The sequence below is a fragment of the Acinetobacter sp. YH16038 genome, assembly GCF_013417275.1.
Classification (GTDB): Bacteria; Pseudomonadota; Gammaproteobacteria; order Pseudomonadales; family Moraxellaceae; genus Acinetobacter.
In genome coordinates this window covers 1-17,193 of sequence record NZ_VPEG01000044.1, presented here as the reverse complement: position 1 = coordinate 17,193, position 17,193 = coordinate 1, and the positions used below count along the sequence as shown (strand labels likewise).

Here is a 17,193-nt window from a genome sequence, read left to right as displayed (position 1 = left end):
GCCACGGACAGCCTGTTCTAATTCTATAGAGAATAGCTTCAATAAAATTGCGTAAATTTGAGTTGTGGTGAATGGATAAATTACGCAGAATAACTTTCAACTTTTGCCAGTGTTGATCTGTCAGCATGGTACGAGGCATAGCGAATAGTAAAATTGGGTTTGGCGATTTGATTTTACTACTTCGCTATTTTTTTAAGCTAAAAGTGTCAACACACCCTAGTAAAATAAATAAACCCAACTAAAAATGACTTCTTGCATTATTTATCATCTATTTTCTTAAATTCTGAATGATTTTATTTTTCTATTTAAATGATACTAAAAATTTATTTAAATATTTTTCATTGAAATAAAATTCAAGAATAAAGTTTATTAAATAGCTCTGTCATTTTTTTATTGTTTTTATGATTAAAACTCTAAAAAAAGATGACTTAACTCAAAACATCCAAGTTAAGTCATCCTTTAATTTTAGTTTTTACCAGTATGACCGAAACCGCCCGCGCCACGCTCGGTTGCTTCAAACTCATTCACCAGATCAAATTCGGCCTGTACCACAGGGACTAATACATATTGGGCTAAACGCTCACCAGGTTCCAGGCTAAATGCCGTCTGACTGCGGTTCCATACAGAAACCATCAGCTCGCCTTGATAATCTGAATCGATCAAGCCAACCAGGTTACCTAAAACGATCCCATGTTTATGACCTAAACCAGAACGTGGCAGAATCAAGCCAGCAAATGCTGGATCTTCAATATAAATTGCCAAACCAGTTTTCACTAAAACCGTTTGACCTGGTTCAATCACAGTCGTTTCATTGACACATGCACGAAGATCGAGTCCTGCTGAGCCAGTCGTTGCATAAGTCGGCAATGGCCATTCCTGACCTAGACGTGAATCAAGGACTTTCACCTGAACTTTCATGTATTTATTCCTGTTGTTTAATATCAAAAAATTTAAAGAATCAAAATCGTAGCGTTCTGTTACTTTTACCGTTTAATCAAGGCACGTAAATTATCCAGATAATGCTGAGCCTGCTGTTTTGGATCAATATTGCCTGCAAGTTTTTTCTTGCGGCCTAACCACTCCAGTTCATCTTCTGGCAGCTCATCCAGGAAGCGGCTTGGGGTCATCTGCTTCATCTGTCCACCCGCCTTACGCTGTTCCGCTAAGGTAATAGTCAAGCCCTGACGCGCACGAGTAATCCCCACGTACATTAGACGGCGTTCTTCCTCGACTGTTTCGGCAGCAATCGAGTTCTTATGTGGCAGAATTTCTTCTTCCAGTCCGATTAAGTAGACATAAGGGAATTCCAGACCTTTGGATGCATGCAAGGTCAGAAGGTTAACCTTATCGGTATCTTCTTCTTCCTGCTGCTGTTCCAGCATATCGAGGAGCACCATCTTACGGATGACACTTTCGATATTTTTCTCATCAACATCTTCAGCACGATTGATCAGGCTCTGAATACTGCTGTAGAGCACTTCAATATTATCGAGCTTAGTTTTTTCCTGTGCCGGTGTCGCTGCGGATTCCTTGATATAGTCAATATAGCCCGCTTCCACCATCATCTGACGGATGATTGGTACAGGTTCATCGTCTTCCAGCAAGTTACGGGTAAAGTTATTAATGAAATCTGAAAATTCTGCCAGTTGTGTGGTCGCTTTCTTTGGAATGACCATGGTCAGACGTTGATCACCTGCTGCTGACAGTAGTGACAGATTATTTTCCTGGGCAAACAGACCGAGTTTTTCCAGCGTCACCGGGCCAATCGCACGTTTCGGCGTATTAATAATCCGCAGGAAAGCACTGTCATCTTCCGGGTTAATGATCAGACGCAGGTAACTCATGATGTCCTTGATCTCTGCACGCGCAAAGAAAGACTGACCACCAGAGAGCTTGTAAGGAATCTGCATCTGGCGCAGCTGAGTTTCCAGAATACGTGCCTGGAAATTACCACGATACAGAATCGCGTAATCTTTCCAATTTTTACCATTCATCAGCTTATGCGTGATCAGGTCTTTCACTACGCGTTCTGCTTCATCATCATCATTACGACAAGTGATAACCCGAATCACTTCACCGTGACCTTTATCTGACCAGAGCTTTTTATCAAAGATATGCGGGTTGTTGCCAATCACGGTATTGGCAGCTTTCAGAATACGGCTAGTGGAACGATAGTTCTGTTCCAGCTTGATCACTTTCAGATTCGGGAAATCCTGTTGTAACAGTGCCATATTTTCTGGCTTGGCACCACGCCAGGCATAAATCGACTGATCATCATCCCCTACCGCAGTGAACTGGCCCATGACCCCGACCAGTAATTTCACCAGAATATACTGTGCAGTGTTGGTATCCTGATATTCGTCCACCAGCAGATAACGCACGCGGTTTTGCCATTTATCGCGAACTTCCGCATTTTCCTGCAGCAGGCGCGTTGGCATCACAATCAGGTCATCAAAGTCTACAGCGTTATAGGCACGCAGATTACGCTCATAAAGTTGGTATAAATGCGCGAACTGAACATCTTCCGGGGTTTCACAAGTCGTGTGAGCCTGTTCTGGTGGAATCAGATCGTTTTTCCAGTCCGAAATCACCTTCATGGCTTTAGCAATCAGTTCTTTGCTTTCTGCACCTGAAAGATTATCGCGATGCATCAGATCCATCAGAATCCGCTTACAGTCATCGGCATCCAGAATCGAGAAATTATTTTTTAGCGGTGTGTGTTTGAGCTCTAAACGTAATAAATTTAGACCAAAAGTATGGAAGGTCGAGACTGAAAGGCCTTTGGCTTCTTCTCGGGTCAGCAATTTGGTGACACGCTCTTTCATTTCACGTGCCGCCTTGTTGGTAAAGGTCATTGCCGTAATCCGGTGAGCCGGAATCCCGCAATGCTTGACCAAGTACGCGATTTTTCTTGTAATTACCGAGGTCTTGCCTGAACCCGCTCCGGCAAGTACTAACAAGGGTCCTTGAGTATATTTCATGGCTTCAAGTTGCTTGTCATTTAACTGACTGGCGAGTGACATATGGCTTCCTCTTCTAGATTCGGCTCCGATTATAGTCATCTCATGCCCAGATGCCTAATTGAAAATTCATTTTCCTGCGTCATCTTTCAGACATAAAAAAAACCACCCGAAGGTGGTTTTTCTGCAAAATCAGTGATTACTGAACGGCATATACTGCAATTTCAACACGACGGTTTTGTTCTTTACCAGCCGCAGTTGAGTTGTCTGCGATCGGGTTCGCTGAACCAAGACCTTGTGCATTGATACGAGTACGTGCTACGCCTTGACCAGCAAGGTAGTTCGCAACAGATTGTGCACGTGCTTGAGACAATGGAATGTTGATTGAGTCATTACCAGTGCTGTCTGTATAACCAGTTACCAAGATACCGCTTTGGCTGTCTTCAGTCAGAACTTGGGCAACTTTATTCAATGTTGCATAGAAGTTTGGTTTGATGTTTGACTTGTTAGTGTCAAATGTAATCGCACCAGGCATTACCAAGTTGATTGAACCGTCTGGATTACGGTTAACGTCTACGCCTGTACCTGCAGTTGCCTGGCGTAATTTTTTCTCTTTATTGTCAAGGTAAACACCCGCTGCACCACCAAGTACTGCACCAATTGCAGCTGCACGGTTGTTTTGACGGCTAGTATTGGCATTACTTTTAGAAATACCATAACCTGCAGCAGCACCAATTACTGTACCCAAAGCTGTTTTGTCGTACTCAACACCACCCAGGTTATTGCCAGTAGTTTGACAACCTGTAAGTGCTACTGCCCCTGCTACAGCTGCTGAAATTAATAGTGCACGCATTGCATGCCTCCTTTGTAGTGTAATTTGTATCTTAGGTCAGATAATGATTTAAAAATAATGGGATAACCATTGAATTTTTGTTAATAATAAATCTTTTAGTAATATTTTATAATGTTTATGTGTAACCAATTTCCTGAATTTCATCATAGTTTCTTCATAGTTTAACGATCGGACTTTTCTATTCGCTCAACTCCCTCTATATTGTTCAAAATGTGATGAAATTTAGACGATTATTCTCTGGGACTGTTTTTATATGTCATCTAAAAGCAAGCAACAAACGACTTTTAAAAAACTTACCTGTGGCCTCACGGTGACATCCGTTATGACTGGCAGTACTTTTTTCCATGGGCCACCCGTACTAGCTTTGGGGCTGACCAAACTTTTTAAGAAATCTTCTAAGATTGATGAAACCAATATCAAGATTACCAATAGCTGGTTAAGCGTAAATAACTGGTTGATTGACAATGTCCTGAAAAATACCGAATGGCAAATCAGCATTGATGAATCTCTGGATCTTAACATGCAGGGGCGTTATTTAATGACCTGTAATCATCAGAGCTGGGTGGATACCACGGTAAACCAGTATTTCGGTTTAACACGTATGCCTCTCACCCGCTTCTTTACAAAATGGGAACTAATTTTTATTCCATTTGTAGGTCAAGCCTTTAAAATTCTGGGCTTCCCGATGATGAAACGGCATAGCAAAGAACAGATTGCCAAAAACCCTGCCCTGAAATACCGGGATATGGAAGAAGCACGTAAGGCATGTGAACAACTGGTTAGCCAGCCATTTACCTTGCTGAATTATCTGGAAGGTACACGTTTTACCCCAGAAAAGCATGAACAGCAAAAATCGCCTTATAAGCATTTGTTGAAGCCTAAGGCGGGCGGTCTTGCGCTGGCACTGAACATTCTGGGAGACAAAATTGATGCACTGGTGGATATGACTATTGTTTATCCTGACGGTGTGCCAGGTTATGGGGAATTCTGGTTAGGCGAAGTCCCGCGTATTGCCGTGAACTTAAGAAAAATTGACATTCCGGACTGGGTACTCGGCGGCAATTATGAAGATGATGCAGATTACCGTGCACGTTTCCAGCAATGGGTAGACCAGATCTGGACTGAAAAAGACCAATTAATTGAGCAAATGCAGCAGAGCCTGATTTCTGCTTCTGCCTGACATTTGCCAGAGAGACTATGAAGAACGACAATCCGGACCTCGTGTCCAGCTCATTTAAGTTTATTCGCAAAGGTACCTGGGGCTGGAAAATTGCACTGATTTACGACATTTTCATGATGGTTGTCATCATCATCAATTTGTTCTGTCTCTGTGCCAATGCCATTCTGATGAGCGATTTTGGGCACTGGTTGTTTGACTTTATTCGTCTGCCTGATGTCTTACAGTTTTATAAGAGTGAATTACGTCCCTGGGTAATGATTACCGAGGGATGGTTTACCACCTTCCTGATTATTGAGCTCATCGTTCGCTGGTTCATTGCCATTGTTATGCGCCACCATGCCCGCTGGTGGTTCTTTCCCTTTGTGCACTGGTATGAAATTTTATCCATCATCCCCCAGCTACGTTTTCTGCGTTTATTACGTGCAGTCGCGATTGGCTACAACCTGCATAGCCATGGATACAAAGTCATACCGGCAAGCTGGTATAGACGGGGTAATTTCTACTATAACCTGCTGATGGAAGAACTTTCGAGCCGTGTAGTATTGACGGTACTGGATGGCATTAAACGTGAACTCAGCACCAGCACATCACATAAACAATTAATTGATGATTTGGTGGAACATCACCGTAAATTACTGGCTGTTGCTTTGACAGATATCTTGCAAGAGTCTTTGGGCAAGGAATTACAGGCACAGCGCTTCATGATTTCAAAAAATGTCGGGCAAGTCGTCAATCAGGCCATTGAAGATACACCTGAGCTCACCCAGCTTCTGCGTCTGATTCCCATTGTGGGTGGACGGCTGGAACGCCAGATCCAGAGTATTGGTCAACGTCTGGGAGAAAATATCACTCAAGGCCTGATCGATCCTTTTACACATAGTGGATCACAAGAAAACCCGACTTTTGCCATGATTTCAGATAAGATTAGCCAGATTCAGATTGAACATAATCCACATATTGATAAATTAGTCGAATCGGCTGTTTTTGAAACACTTGAAGCCATTCAAAAACAGGTCAAAGTAAAACAGTGGCAACAGATTTTAGAAGAACACGAACAAAATCAGGGCTCAATCGATAGATGAGTTTTCATTTGTGGAATCAGCTAAGATAAGTGGATTCTATTCGTATAAAAAAATAACTTGGATCGCTAGAGAATTAACGGAATTTGTTCTAGGATTTGCACTATTTACAACATTGCTTCGACATAAAACAGCAAGTCAGAAGTATTAAGGAAAAATTATGGCTGACATACGGATAAAAGGCAGAATGGTCAATGCGCTACGCATTAGCCTCGATACCAATGATCATGATGCAATCCGCCAGCAACTGAAACCAAAATTACAAGCGGCTTTTCCGCCAGGCACATTGGCGGTAATTGAAAGTTCAGTCGACCAGGAACTGATTGCCCTGATCCAGTTACTGATTGATCTCGAAGTTCAGCCTATGGCAGTGACTGAAGGGATTCTGGGGGATCAGGCTCGTGCGATTCAGTTCCCTGTTCTGCCACCAGACCGTCAGTTACAGGAAATTAAGGCGACCAAAGAACAGGTCATGGAAGTCAAATCCGAATCTGCTGCTGACGATGAAAAAGCTGATGCAGCACCGATCGTCGCGCATGTGACTTCTTATCACGATGAAATTCTGCGTACCGGCCAATGCATTGCGCAGAATCAGGGTGACATTATTATTACGGCCGGAATAAACAGTGGTTCAGAAGTGATTGCTTCAGGCAATATCCATATTTATGGCAGCGCGCGTGGCCGTGTGATTGCAGGTGCGGGTGGCAATACTGCAGCGCGTATTTTCTGTCATGCGCTGGAGGCCGAACTGATTTCTATTGCAGGTACTTACTGTGTGGCCGACGACATTCCACCGAATGTTGTGAAAAAACCCGTGCATATTTACTTGAATGATCAACAAGAGCTTGTATTTGAAGCTCTACAATTTTAATGTATAAATAAACACCAAAAACCCCATTTTATAGGGGATTTGAACCATAACAGGAGTGGATTCGGTGGCGAAAATTGTTGTCGTAACATCAGGCAAAGGTGGCGTAGGTAAGACTACAACAAGTGCATCTTTTGCAACAGGTTTAGCCCTACGTGGCCACAAAACTGTGGTAATCGATTTTGATGTAGGCTTGCGTAACCTTGATTTGATTATGGGCTGTGAACGCCGTGTAGTATATGATTTTGTAAATGTTCTCAATAACGAAGCACGATTACAACAAGCACTGATTCGCGATAAAGATATTGAAAATTTATATATTTTACCTGCTTCACAAACACGTGATAAAGATGCTTTAACTGATGAAGGCGTAGAACGTGTAATGGATGAGCTTTCACAGGAATTTGATTATATCGTGTGTGACTCACCTGCAGGTATTGAACGTGGTGCCATTTTAGCCATGTACCATGCAGATGAAGCTATCATTGTGACTAACCCTGAAATTTCTTCAGTACGTGACTCTGACCGCATCATTGGCATGTTAGATAGTAAAACTAAAAAAGTAGAACAAAACGAAGGTCGCATCCGTAAACACCTGTGTATTACCCGTTTCAATCCGGAACGTGCCGATAAACAGGAAATGTTAACGATTGACGATATTTCTAAAGATATTTTACGTGTTCCAACCTTAGGTGTTATTCCTGAGTGTCCAAGCGTTCTACAGGCATCGAATGAAGGTAAACCAGTGATTCACTTTACCGAATCTGCCGCAGGTCAGGCTTATGATGACCTTGTAGCACGTTTCCTGGGTGAAGAGCGTCCTTACCGTCATATTGAAGTAAAACCTAAGGGCTGGTTAGCACGATTATTTGGAGCGTAAACATGGCTGGATTCTGGAGTAAACTTTTTAGTAGCGAGGATAAACCATCAAGCGCACAAACCGCGAAAGACCGTTTGAAAGTCATTGTTGCTTCTGAACAGGGTTTGGGGCGCCGTTTGAGTCAGGATAAAATTGACCAGATGAAGACAGAGATCATGCAAGTGGTCAATCGCTACGTCCGCGGGGTTGATGAACAGCACATTCAGATGCAGGTACGTTCTGAAGCAAACATTGAAATGCTTGAAATGAATATCAATTTACCTGAAGAGCGATAATCTGAATTTTGATTAGTCAAGTAAATTGATTCAAGGCAAAATATGAGCCTCAACAAAGCGCCGCTTTGTTGAGACGCAAGACCAGAAGCTTGGCTTCGCGTAGACTTGATAGTAATTAGTATTTTTTTTACCTCATCTCAAAACGTGAAGTGATACTTCGAATAGACAAAGTGCATGATAAGACTTTGCCTCTTGCGAACTCATATTTTGCCTTTTTTCATGCCGAAGAATTACATCAAGGAGATTGCGATGGCATTATCTCAACCAGCGACCTTTAACGAAGAATGGTCAGATGAGCGTGTATATGCCTACCTGAATCAGCTTCCTCCTGCAGGCGTCAATGCAGATTTTCATGTGCTTTATCATGCATTCAAGCATATGCGTCCTTTTGACTATGAGCGCCTGCTAACCAAATTTGTCGCAGATGGCCGCGATCTTAACGCCACCAATCCGGAAGGACAGCGCATTCATGACGTGATTGCCACTTATCCGCGTCAAAGTGCCGAGTTCCTCGCAGTATTAGAAAAATTTGCATAAGTTGTAATGCATAAAAAAGCCTGCTTAAAGCAGGCTTTTTTAATCGCTAGAGATTCTGGATTTAAACCAAGATCTCACGCTTCCCATTGGCACCCATTGAGCTGACAATACCATTTTCTTCCATCTGGTCAATGATCCGTGCAGCACGGTTATAACCCAGACTGAACTTACGCTGCAAAGATGAAGTTGATGCTTTGCGGGTTTCCAAAACAAAAGCCACACACTGATCATACAGCGCATCTCGATCAGATCCACCATCTCCACCATCCTCAAAGCCGCGACTAGACGGTTCTTCATCAAATGGAGTCAGGATCTCATCCACATAGTTAGGCGCCCCACGTTCACGCCATGCATCACAGATCCGGTTCACTTCATCATCGGCAATAAAGGCACCGTGTACGCGCTCCGGCTCAATTTTACCCGGGCCAAGGAACAGCATATCACCATGACCGAGCAGATCTTCTGCACCACCTGCATCGAGAATGGTACGTGAGTCGATTTTCGAGTTCACACGAAGTGCGACACGTGTTGGAATATTGGCCTTAATTAGACCGGTGATGACATCTACCGATGGACGCTGAGTGGCCAGCAGGAGGTGAATACCGGCAGCACGGGATTTCTGTGCCAGACGGGTAATCATTTCTTCGGCTTTTTTACCGACCTGCATAATCATATCTGCAAACTCATCGGCAACAATCACAATCGATGGCAATGGCGTTAAGCGCGGCGCGCGCTCACCAGCGACTGATTCACTCGCTTTCCAGGTTGGGTCAAATAGCTCTTCACCATTGGCAAGCGCCTCTTCTACCTTACGGTTATAGTCGCTGAGCTTACGAATTTTCAGGAAAGACATCAGTTTGTAACGACGTTCCATTTCATTCACACACCAGTTCAAGGCACTGACTGCATCTTTCATATCGGTCACAACTGGGGTTAACAGGTGTGGAATATCGTTATAGTTGGCCAATTCAAGCTGTTTCGGATCGATCAGGATCAGGCGTAACTGGTCTGGTGTGTACTTCAATAGCATCGATAGAATCATCGAGTTAACCGCCACCGACTTACCAGAACCCGTAGTCCCTGCTACCAGCATATGCGGTGCTTTACCCAGTTCAGTAATCACCGGATTGCCCGAAATATCCTTACCCATGGCCATCGACAAAATGCCATCTGGATCATTGAATTTTGGAATCTGTACCAGTTCAATCAAACGCACCATTTCACGGCTACTGTTCGGAACTTCAATGCCGATATAAGGCTTACCTGGAATAACTTCGACTACACGTACTGAAGCCATTGACATCGAACGGGCCAAGTCACGTGAAATATTAGTGACTTTGGAAGCTTTCACACCAGGCGCAAGGTCCAGTTCAAAACGGGTCACGACTGGGCCTGGCTGAGCCTCGACCACTTTGGCTTTAACGTTAAATTCCTGAAGCTTGATTTCCAGAAGTTCTGATAAACGGGATAATTGCTCTTCAGTGAAATTCACTTTTTTGTTCGGATCGACTTTATCCAGCAATTCCAGACCCGGCAATGGTGACAGGTCTTTACGGCGCTCAGCGACCTGCATGGCACGTGACATTGGACGACCAGCGGCATCGGTCAGTGGCGCATCGAAGTCAAACTCGTCTTCATCCTGAGGCTTACCGGCAGTTTCATGCCAAGCTTCAATAAATTCTTCTTTGGACAATGCTTCCCGAACTGCTGCATTGGTCGCTGCGGTTTGAGCTGCTGTCTCTACACGCTGAATCGGTGCCTGAACAAAAGCAGAAGATTGGGCATAACTTGATGCACGTACAGGTGCAGGTTTTGGTTCATCAGCTTCAACCAATAAATCGTCCAGATCCTCAAAGTCCGCTTCCAGGCTGGTATTTTTAATCGCATGTGCAGCCATAAGTGGAGCAGCCGCAGTTGAGCTGATTGTTCCAGCATCTTCTACAATTCTGAGGGATTTTTCAGCTGCTGCTGAATTGAACGGGCTATGCACATCCGTTGCGGTTTTACCTTGCGGGACTGCGGCCAATAACTCATCAAAAATTTCATCATCATCCCAGTCCAGATTATTCTTGGCGGTAGATGATGATGTCACTTCATGAGCATTGTGATTCGTTGACGCAGCTGCAAATGCATCAGGAGAAAAATCAGCTTGCTCTTCTTCTGCAGCTTTAAGCAAAGCATCGATATCCTGCTTGTGACGCTGGTCTTCATTGGAATGTAACGCACGCCACACCTCCCCTGTTGCCACCACACGATCCGGCTCTACTGTTCGCGGTGCTTGTTCCTGAACAGGTTCTGAAGCTGATGTCTGTACAGGTTCAGAAATATCTTCTTCATAGTGGTGAGGCTGGTGCGATTCTTTATCTGCAAAATCCTCAAACAGGCGTTCAGCGACATGATCGCGAACTACAGGGTCGACTTCTACCAGATCATGCTCAGGTGCGGCAGTGACTGGTACTGTCACTTTTTTGGCAGCTGCTTTTACCGCTTCTTTTTTAATTACAGGTGCGGTACGGTCAAAATCAGACATACCTTCTGGTACATTACGATAGAACAGGTCTTGCAGATAAGCAGGTGTTGCCTTGAGACTGCTCCAGGTCTTGTTCCATTTCACACCAAATGCCAAGGTAAACAGAACCACCCAAAGCACCAGCAAGAAAAAAGCTGCGCCATAGACAGTTAGTAATTGTTCAAGACTTTGGCCCAGTTCATAGCCAATGATCCCGCCTGAAGAATTATCCAGCGTATCGGCTGGAACTTGCCAGAACAGGAACAGCAACGCCGATGTAGTCAATAACAGGAAGAATTGGGCAGCATAGCGGAATGGACGGTTCAGGAAGCTGCGCGGCCACCAGACCTGGATTGCTTCCATAAACAGATACACAGGGATCAGCAGGCTTGCCCAACCGAGAAAACCAAATAACAGGTCTGAAATCCAGGCCCCTGCAACCCCACTGGCATTTGAAACTGTCTGCGTATCACTAGAGATATGCATCCACCCCGGATCAAATGGTGTATAGGTCACTGTTGCAAGAAACAGATAAATCCCAAATGAGACTAAAAATAATGTCATTACTAAGCGCTGTGCATAGGCACTCGACACCGCTGTCATATACTGTCCTGTAACCAATTCTTCATGAATATTCTTTTGCTGGTATGCTTCAAAAAAAGCGTCGCAATAAAATGCATATTATGCACCTGTTGCATCAAAAAAGATGCATTATTGTGTACTTCTTCTATATAGCCCAAATCGATTTCGATGATCAATAATATCGACTTTAATCTCACACCACTGTTATACAGTTTCACGTATAATTCAATAAATTTCTAAATAAAAAAGGATACAGCGAATGAGCGCACGTCACTCACGACTGATTATTTTAGGTTCTGGCCCTGCTGGCTATAGCGCAGCAGTCTATGCAGCGCGTGCAAACTTAAAACCGACCCTGATTGCAGGTCTGCAACTGGGTGGTCAATTAACCACAACGACTGAAGTAGATAACTGGCCTGGCGATCCTGAAGGTCTGACTGGTCCAGCTTTAATGGAACGTATGCAGGCTCATGCAGAACGTTTTGGTACTGAAATTGTTTATGATCATATCAATGAAGTTGACCTTAACGTTCGTCCATTCGTCCTGAAAGGAGATATGGAAGAGTTCACTTGTGATGCCCTGATCATTTGTACTGGTGCAACTGCGCAATACCTGGGTCTGGAATCAGAAGCTGCATTTATGGGTCAAGGCGTGAGCGCTTGTGCAACCTGTGACGGTTTCTTCTATAAAGAACAAAAAGTGATGGTTGTGGGCGGTGGTAATACCGCTGTTGAAGAAGCATTATATCTTTCTAACATCGCTTCTCACGTGACTCTAGTTCACCGTCGTGATACGTTACGTTCTGAAAAAATCCTGCAAGACCATCTTTTTGAAAAAGAAAAAGAAGGCAAAATCAGCATTATCTGGAATCATCAGGTAGAAGAAGTGTTGGGTGATACCACTGGCGTCACTGCGGTACGTTTAAAATCAACTCAAGATGATTCAACTCAGGACGTTGAAGTATCAGGTCTATTTGTTGCTATTGGTCATAAACCAAATAGCACTATGTTCGAAGGCCAGCTAGAACTGCGTGATGGTTATATTCAGGTTCAAAGTGGTACCGCAGGGAATGCCACCCAAACCTCTATCCCGGGTGTATTCGCTGCAGGCGATATCGCAGACAGTATCTACCGTCAGGCGATTACTTCTGCAGGTTCAGGCTGTATGGCGGCACTGGATGCAGAAAAATATCTCGATGCAATGGGTAAATTAGACTAAGCAGCGAAAATAAAAAGACCGTCCATCATGGGCGGTTTTTTTATGTATGATAAAAACAGTCTATTTCAAGATCAGGGTTCTGCATGCATCTTCTTCCTCCTTCACAGTACATTTTCCCCAATCCTGAAGAAGCAGATCTTGAGGGTGAAGGCCTGATTTGTATCGGTGCAGACCTCTCCCCTTCTACTTTGTATGAGGCCTATACCCATGGTCTCTTCCCCTGGTTTTCTGAAGGTGATCCGATCTGCTGGTGGAGTCCGGAACCACGCTGTATTATTCGGCCAGAAGATTATCATCCAAGTAAATCCCTGCTTCGAAGCATGAAAAAACAGGATTATAAAATTACGGTGAATCATGCTTTTGAAAGAGTCATCCGTTCCTGCTCATTGCCTCGCGCTTATGCAGATGAGACCTGGATTAGTGAAGAGATCATTCAAGGTTATTGCGACCTGTTTAATGCGGGTTATGGTTATAGTATTGAGGTTTGGGATGAAGATCGCCTAGTAGGTGGACTCTATGGGGTGACTATCGGCAAGGGCTGTTTCGGTGAATCCATGTTTAACACCCAGACTGATGTTTCTAAAATGGCTTTCTATGCCCTGATGCTGATTGGCAGAGAAAATCAGCTGCCCTGGATTGACTGTCAATTGGTGAATGATCACTTGATGAGTCTAGGTGCCTGTACAATTTCTCGCCATACATATCTTAAATCGTTACAAGATGTGATAAAACAGCCTGCGATCAATTGGAAAAAGTATCAAGACGGTGTATTTTCAAGTAAAACAATAGCGCAGTCTGCGCGATTAAGTGAATGAAAATAACAGAGGGCACTTGTTATGAACTCTTATCAACCACAGTCCCTACTGAACGATTTACAGTATTATATTACGCCGCCGCATGACTGTAGCTATCTGCCCAACAAGTCCGCGCGCATGGTTTTTCTTGATCCAGCGCACCGTATTGATGTAGTGACGCTGTCCGAGCTTTCTCGTACCGGTTTCCGTCGTAGTGGTGATTTTGTCTATCGGCCTGAATGCCACCTGTGCCGTCAATGTTTATCTTCACGTATTCCTGTTCATGAATTCCAAATGAACAGCTCGCAAAAAAAAGCCTGGAAACGTAATCAGGATTTGACGGTTAAAATTACCCATCCTGAACAGGCCACAGATATACATTACGCCCTCTATGAACGTTATATTAATGAACGTCATGCAGATGGTGATATGTATCCACCTAGCCGTGACCAGTTCGAAAAGTTTTTACTGCAAAGCTGTACCGATAGTTTCTTTCTGGAATTATGGAAAGATGACCGTCTGATCAGCGTATCGACCTGTGACCTGCTCGATGATGGCGTTTCAGCGGTGTATACTTTCTTTGATCCTGATGAGAACCGCCGTTCCCTTGGTGCCTTTGCGATTCTGAAACAGATTGAGCACACTCAAAAACTTGGCTTACAGTTTGTTTATCTGGGCTACTGGGTGCCACATTCAGCCAAAATGAACTACAAGTCTCAATACCTGCCACTTGAATTATTGATTGACGGGCAATGGCGCCGATTAAACCGCACCCTTACCCCTGTGGAGATTGAACATCTGGGAAACTCCTTGATGACGACCTTGCCTAGCGGATGGAATAATCCCATCATCAAGTAATTTAGTCGTCAAATAAGAGCTGGAATATTATTTAAACAGGCTGGCAAAATCATCAGTACAGGACTTCACCATAATAATGGCATGTTCCCGAGTGCCATTCGAATTCGGATAATAGTTCTTGCGCAGATCAATCTGATGAAAACCGGTTTTTTCATACAGTTTAATTGCAGCAGTATTGCTTTCCCGTACTTCCAGAAAGATTTGTACTGGACTATTTTTCAATAATGCAATTGAGGCATCTAGCAACTGATAACCTAAACCTTTGCCCTGTTGCGCAGGATCAATTGCCATCAGTAATAAATTGGCTTCATCCAGCACCGGCTGTAAGATGCAGAACCCTACGACTTGCCCTGCTTGTTCAATCACAGTGCTTTGATAAGCAGTAACAGCATCTTCAAATTGTTTAAAGGTCCAGGGATGGGATTGTACTTTGGTTTCAATCTTGGCAACAGCTGGCACATCCGCAGCTTGCATCAAACGAATCATCTTCGTTCATCTTATCTAGAATTAACCTCCGCATTATAGAAACTTTATTTAAAAAATCGAGCAAAAAAAAGAGCAACTTAGGTTGCTCTTCAGTCTTTTAATCTAGTTTCAAATTAAAGGCCCAGTTTTTGTTTCCAGCTTTGCAACAAACTGTGGGTATCGTGATCATTTGGATGGAAACCAGGTTTAAAGTACATCAGCATTTCTTTGCCCATACCAGTAATAATTCCTTTGGATGGACTATAACCATAAGTATAAATTTCTTTCAAGGATTCAAGACTTAACTGACGGTCCTGTTTCAATAAACGCAATACGAAATAGCTTTGTACAAAGAACAGTGTGACCATCGCTGCAACCAGTGAAGTGGTACGCAGTAGATAAGATTTTAAACCTTTACCGAAAACACCTTCGAATACATCATAGGCCACGGCCTTATGTTCATTCTCTTCAATTGCATGCCAGAGCCACATGGTTTTCATGGTGTCATCTTTCATCAGTTCCTGAATAGGCTGATTGGTCAGTAATTGAGATGCAATGGTCGCAGTAAAATGTTCTAGTGCAGTCGTCGCAGTGAGGTCGACCATTTCCTGGGTAATACCAACTGGCTTACCGACTGCCGCAAAGATTTTGCGTGCAGTTTGAATGACTCGGTCAGTATAATGATCTAGCGTATCAACGTCATGGCCATGGCGTTGCGCTGAGGCATTAAAGCCAACATGTTCCTGGGTATGCATGGCTTCCTGACCAATAAAGGCAGAAATTTCTTTTTGCAATGCTTCATTGTCTTTAATTGCTGGGTGCTGACGTACAGCGCGAACAGAATCAATAAAGAATTTTTCGCCTGCCGGGAATAGTGCAGAGAGTGCAGTCATAAAGTGAGTCAGTCCTGCTGAACCATTCATCCAGTATTCTGACACCTGATCAAAATCAAAACTCATACGACGTACCGGAAAACTTGCACCTGCACGGTTGGTAATTTTCACTTGAGCATTCATACACTTACTCCCATCAGTTCTATATAGAGCTGAAATCTAATTATTAAAATTCTTATAGTTATATTACTGCGTTGAATTTTTCACATAAGGGCAGATAAGGTCAGTGAAATATCACTTAAGGACAGCTTGTAAATATATTGTTAGACAATTTAAATATACTTGAAAATGAGTAGGTTGAATTTACAGATATAAAAAAAGCGTCCCAAAGGGACGCTTTTTTCACACAATCAGCGATTATGCAGTTACTTTAGCAACTACACCAGCACCAACTGTACGACCACCCTCACGGATCGCAAAACGTAGACCTGGGTCCATTGCGATTGGGTGGATCAGTTCTACTGACATTTCTACGTTGTCACCAGGCATAACCATTTCAACGCCTTCTTTCAAAGAAATCGCGCCAGTTACGTCAGTTGTACGGAAGTAGAACTGTGGACGGTAACCGTTAAGGAATGGAGTGTGACGACCACCTTCGTCTTTAGAAAGTACGTATACTTCTGCATCGAATTTAGTGTGCGGTTTGATAGAACCTGGTTTAGCAAGTACTTGACCACGTTGTACGTCTTCACGTTTAGTACCACGAAGCAAGATACCACAGTTCTCACCAGCACGGCCTTCGTCAAGAAGTTTACGGAACATTTCAACGCCAGTTACAGTAGTCTTAACTGTGTCTTTGATACCCACGATTTCAACTTCTTCACCAACTTTGATGATACCAGTTTCAACACGGCCAGTTACAACTGTACCACGGCCAGAAATTGAGAATACATCTTCGATTGGCATCAAGAATGCTTGGTCGATTGCACGTTCTGGTTCTGGGATGTAAGAGTCAAGCGCTTCAACAAGAGCTACAACTGCGTCTTCACCGTATTGACCAGCCTCACCGTTCAGTGCAGCAAGTGCTGAACCACGGATTACAGGAGTGTCATCACCTGGGAAGTCGTAAGTAGAAAGAAGTTCACGAACTTCCATTTCAACCAGTTCAAGAAGCTCTTCGTCGTCTACAAGGTCGCATTTGTTCAAGAATACAACGATGTAAGGTACACCTACCTGACGAGAAAGCAGGATGTGTTCACGAGTTTGTGGCATTGGACCGTCAGTCGCAGCACATACAAGGA

General features: G+C 43.6%; 17 protein-coding genes. 9 read left to right on the top strand and 8 right to left on the bottom strand.

What is annotated here, in order from left to right:
* The 4 genes from FTV34_RS14855 to FTV34_RS14840 form a co-directional block, all read right to left on the bottom strand.
* A partial coding sequence (locus tag FTV34_RS14855) for a transposase (protein WP_145755836.1) occupies positions 1-139 on the bottom strand: 139 nt, incomplete at its 3' end.
* A 326-nt stretch (positions 140-465) separates the two neighbouring features.
* On the bottom strand, positions 466-918 hold the full coding sequence (dut, locus tag FTV34_RS14850) for a dUTP diphosphatase (protein WP_004783254.1): 453 nt from the start codon (positions 916-918) through the stop codon (positions 466-468).
* Between the two features lie 65 nt (positions 919-983).
* Positions 984-3,023 (bottom strand): UvrD-helicase domain-containing protein, encoded by a 2,040-nt coding sequence (locus FTV34_RS14845; RefSeq protein ID WP_180011379.1) that lies wholly within the window; start codon positions 3,021-3,023, stop codon positions 984-986.
* Positions 3,024-3,159: 136 nt separating this feature from the next.
* Positions 3,160-3,813, bottom strand: coding sequence for an OmpA family protein (locus FTV34_RS14840; RefSeq protein WP_159124472.1), 654 nt, complete (start codon positions 3,811-3,813; stop codon positions 3,160-3,162).
* A gap of 253 nt (positions 3,814-4,066) precedes the next feature.
* On the opposite strand from FTV34_RS14840, the gene FTV34_RS14835 reads away from it, so the two are divergent.
* The 6 genes from FTV34_RS14835 to FTV34_RS14810 all read left to right on the top strand — a co-directional run bounded on the left by FTV34_RS14835 (position 4,067) and on the right by FTV34_RS14810 (position 8,632).
* The gene (locus tag FTV34_RS14835; protein WP_180070691.1) at positions 4,067-4,993 is read left to right on the top strand and encodes an acyltransferase; all 927 of its coding nucleotides are present in this window, start codon (positions 4,067-4,069) and stop codon (positions 4,991-4,993) included.
* Positions 4,994-5,010: 17 nt separating this feature from the next.
* Positions 5,011-6,075, top strand: coding sequence for a preprotein translocase subunit SecA (locus FTV34_RS14830; protein WP_180017039.1), 1,065 nt, complete (start codon positions 5,011-5,013; stop codon positions 6,073-6,075).
* A gap of 157 nt (positions 6,076-6,232) precedes the next feature.
* Positions 6,233-6,943, top strand: coding sequence for a septum site-determining protein MinC (gene minC, locus FTV34_RS14825; protein ID WP_180070689.1), 711 nt, complete (start codon positions 6,233-6,235; stop codon positions 6,941-6,943).
* Between the two features lie 64 nt (positions 6,944-7,007).
* Positions 7,008-7,820, top strand: coding sequence for a septum site-determining protein MinD (gene minD / locus FTV34_RS14820; RefSeq protein WP_166137968.1), 813 nt, complete (start codon positions 7,008-7,010; stop codon positions 7,818-7,820).
* Positions 7,821-7,822: 2 nt separating this feature from the next.
* Positions 7,823-8,095 (top strand): cell division topological specificity factor MinE, encoded by a 273-nt coding sequence (gene minE, locus FTV34_RS14815; RefSeq protein WP_004783265.1) that lies wholly within the window; start codon positions 7,823-7,825, stop codon positions 8,093-8,095.
* Between the two features lie 249 nt (positions 8,096-8,344).
* Positions 8,345-8,632, top strand: coding sequence for a PA4642 family protein (locus FTV34_RS14810; protein WP_004783267.1), 288 nt, complete (start codon positions 8,345-8,347; stop codon positions 8,630-8,632).
* Between the two features lie 61 nt (positions 8,633-8,693).
* On the opposite strand, the gene FTV34_RS14805 is transcribed toward FTV34_RS14810, so the two are convergent.
* The gene (locus tag FTV34_RS14805; RefSeq protein ID WP_180002417.1) at positions 8,694-11,744 is read right to left on the bottom strand and encodes a DNA translocase FtsK; all 3,051 of its coding nucleotides are present in this window, start codon (positions 11,742-11,744) and stop codon (positions 8,694-8,696) included.
* Positions 11,745-11,982: 238 nt separating this feature from the next.
* Here FTV34_RS14805 and trxB point away from each other — a divergent pair, with 238 nt between their 5' ends.
* The 3 genes from trxB (at position 11,983) to FTV34_RS14790 (ending at position 14,594) form a co-directional block, all read left to right on the top strand.
* The gene (trxB, locus tag FTV34_RS14800; RefSeq protein ID WP_004783272.1) at positions 11,983-12,942 is read left to right on the top strand and encodes a thioredoxin-disulfide reductase; all 960 of its coding nucleotides are present in this window, start codon (positions 11,983-11,985) and stop codon (positions 12,940-12,942) included.
* 83 nt (positions 12,943-13,025) lie between these two features.
* Positions 13,026-13,757 carry a leucyl/phenylalanyl-tRNA--protein transferase gene (aat, locus tag FTV34_RS14795; protein ID WP_180070687.1) on the top strand — a complete coding sequence of 244 codons (732 nt, stop codon included), beginning with the start codon at positions 13,026-13,028 and terminating at the stop codon, positions 13,755-13,757.
* A 21-nt stretch (positions 13,758-13,778) separates the two neighbouring features.
* Positions 13,779-14,594 (top strand): arginyltransferase, encoded by an 816-nt coding sequence (locus tag FTV34_RS14790; RefSeq protein WP_005234302.1) that lies wholly within the window; start codon positions 13,779-13,781, stop codon positions 14,592-14,594.
* A gap of 27 nt (positions 14,595-14,621) precedes the next feature.
* Here FTV34_RS14790 and rimI read toward each other — a convergent pair whose 3' ends face one another.
* From rimI to tuf, 3 genes are all read right to left on the bottom strand, one after another.
* Complete coding sequence (rimI, locus tag FTV34_RS14785) at positions 14,622-15,080, bottom strand: ribosomal protein S18-alanine N-acetyltransferase (RefSeq protein WP_180002414.1); 459 nt, start codon at positions 15,078-15,080, stop codon at positions 14,622-14,624.
* 113 nt (positions 15,081-15,193) lie between these two features.
* Entirely contained in the window at positions 15,194-16,075 is an 882-nt protein-coding gene (locus FTV34_RS14780; protein ID WP_180070685.1) for a metal-dependent hydrolase, read from the bottom strand.
* Positions 16,076-16,309: 234 nt separating this feature from the next.
* The coding region (gene tuf / locus FTV34_RS14775) for an elongation factor Tu (RefSeq protein WP_180070682.1) at positions 16,310-17,193 on the bottom strand (884 nt) is incomplete at its 5' end.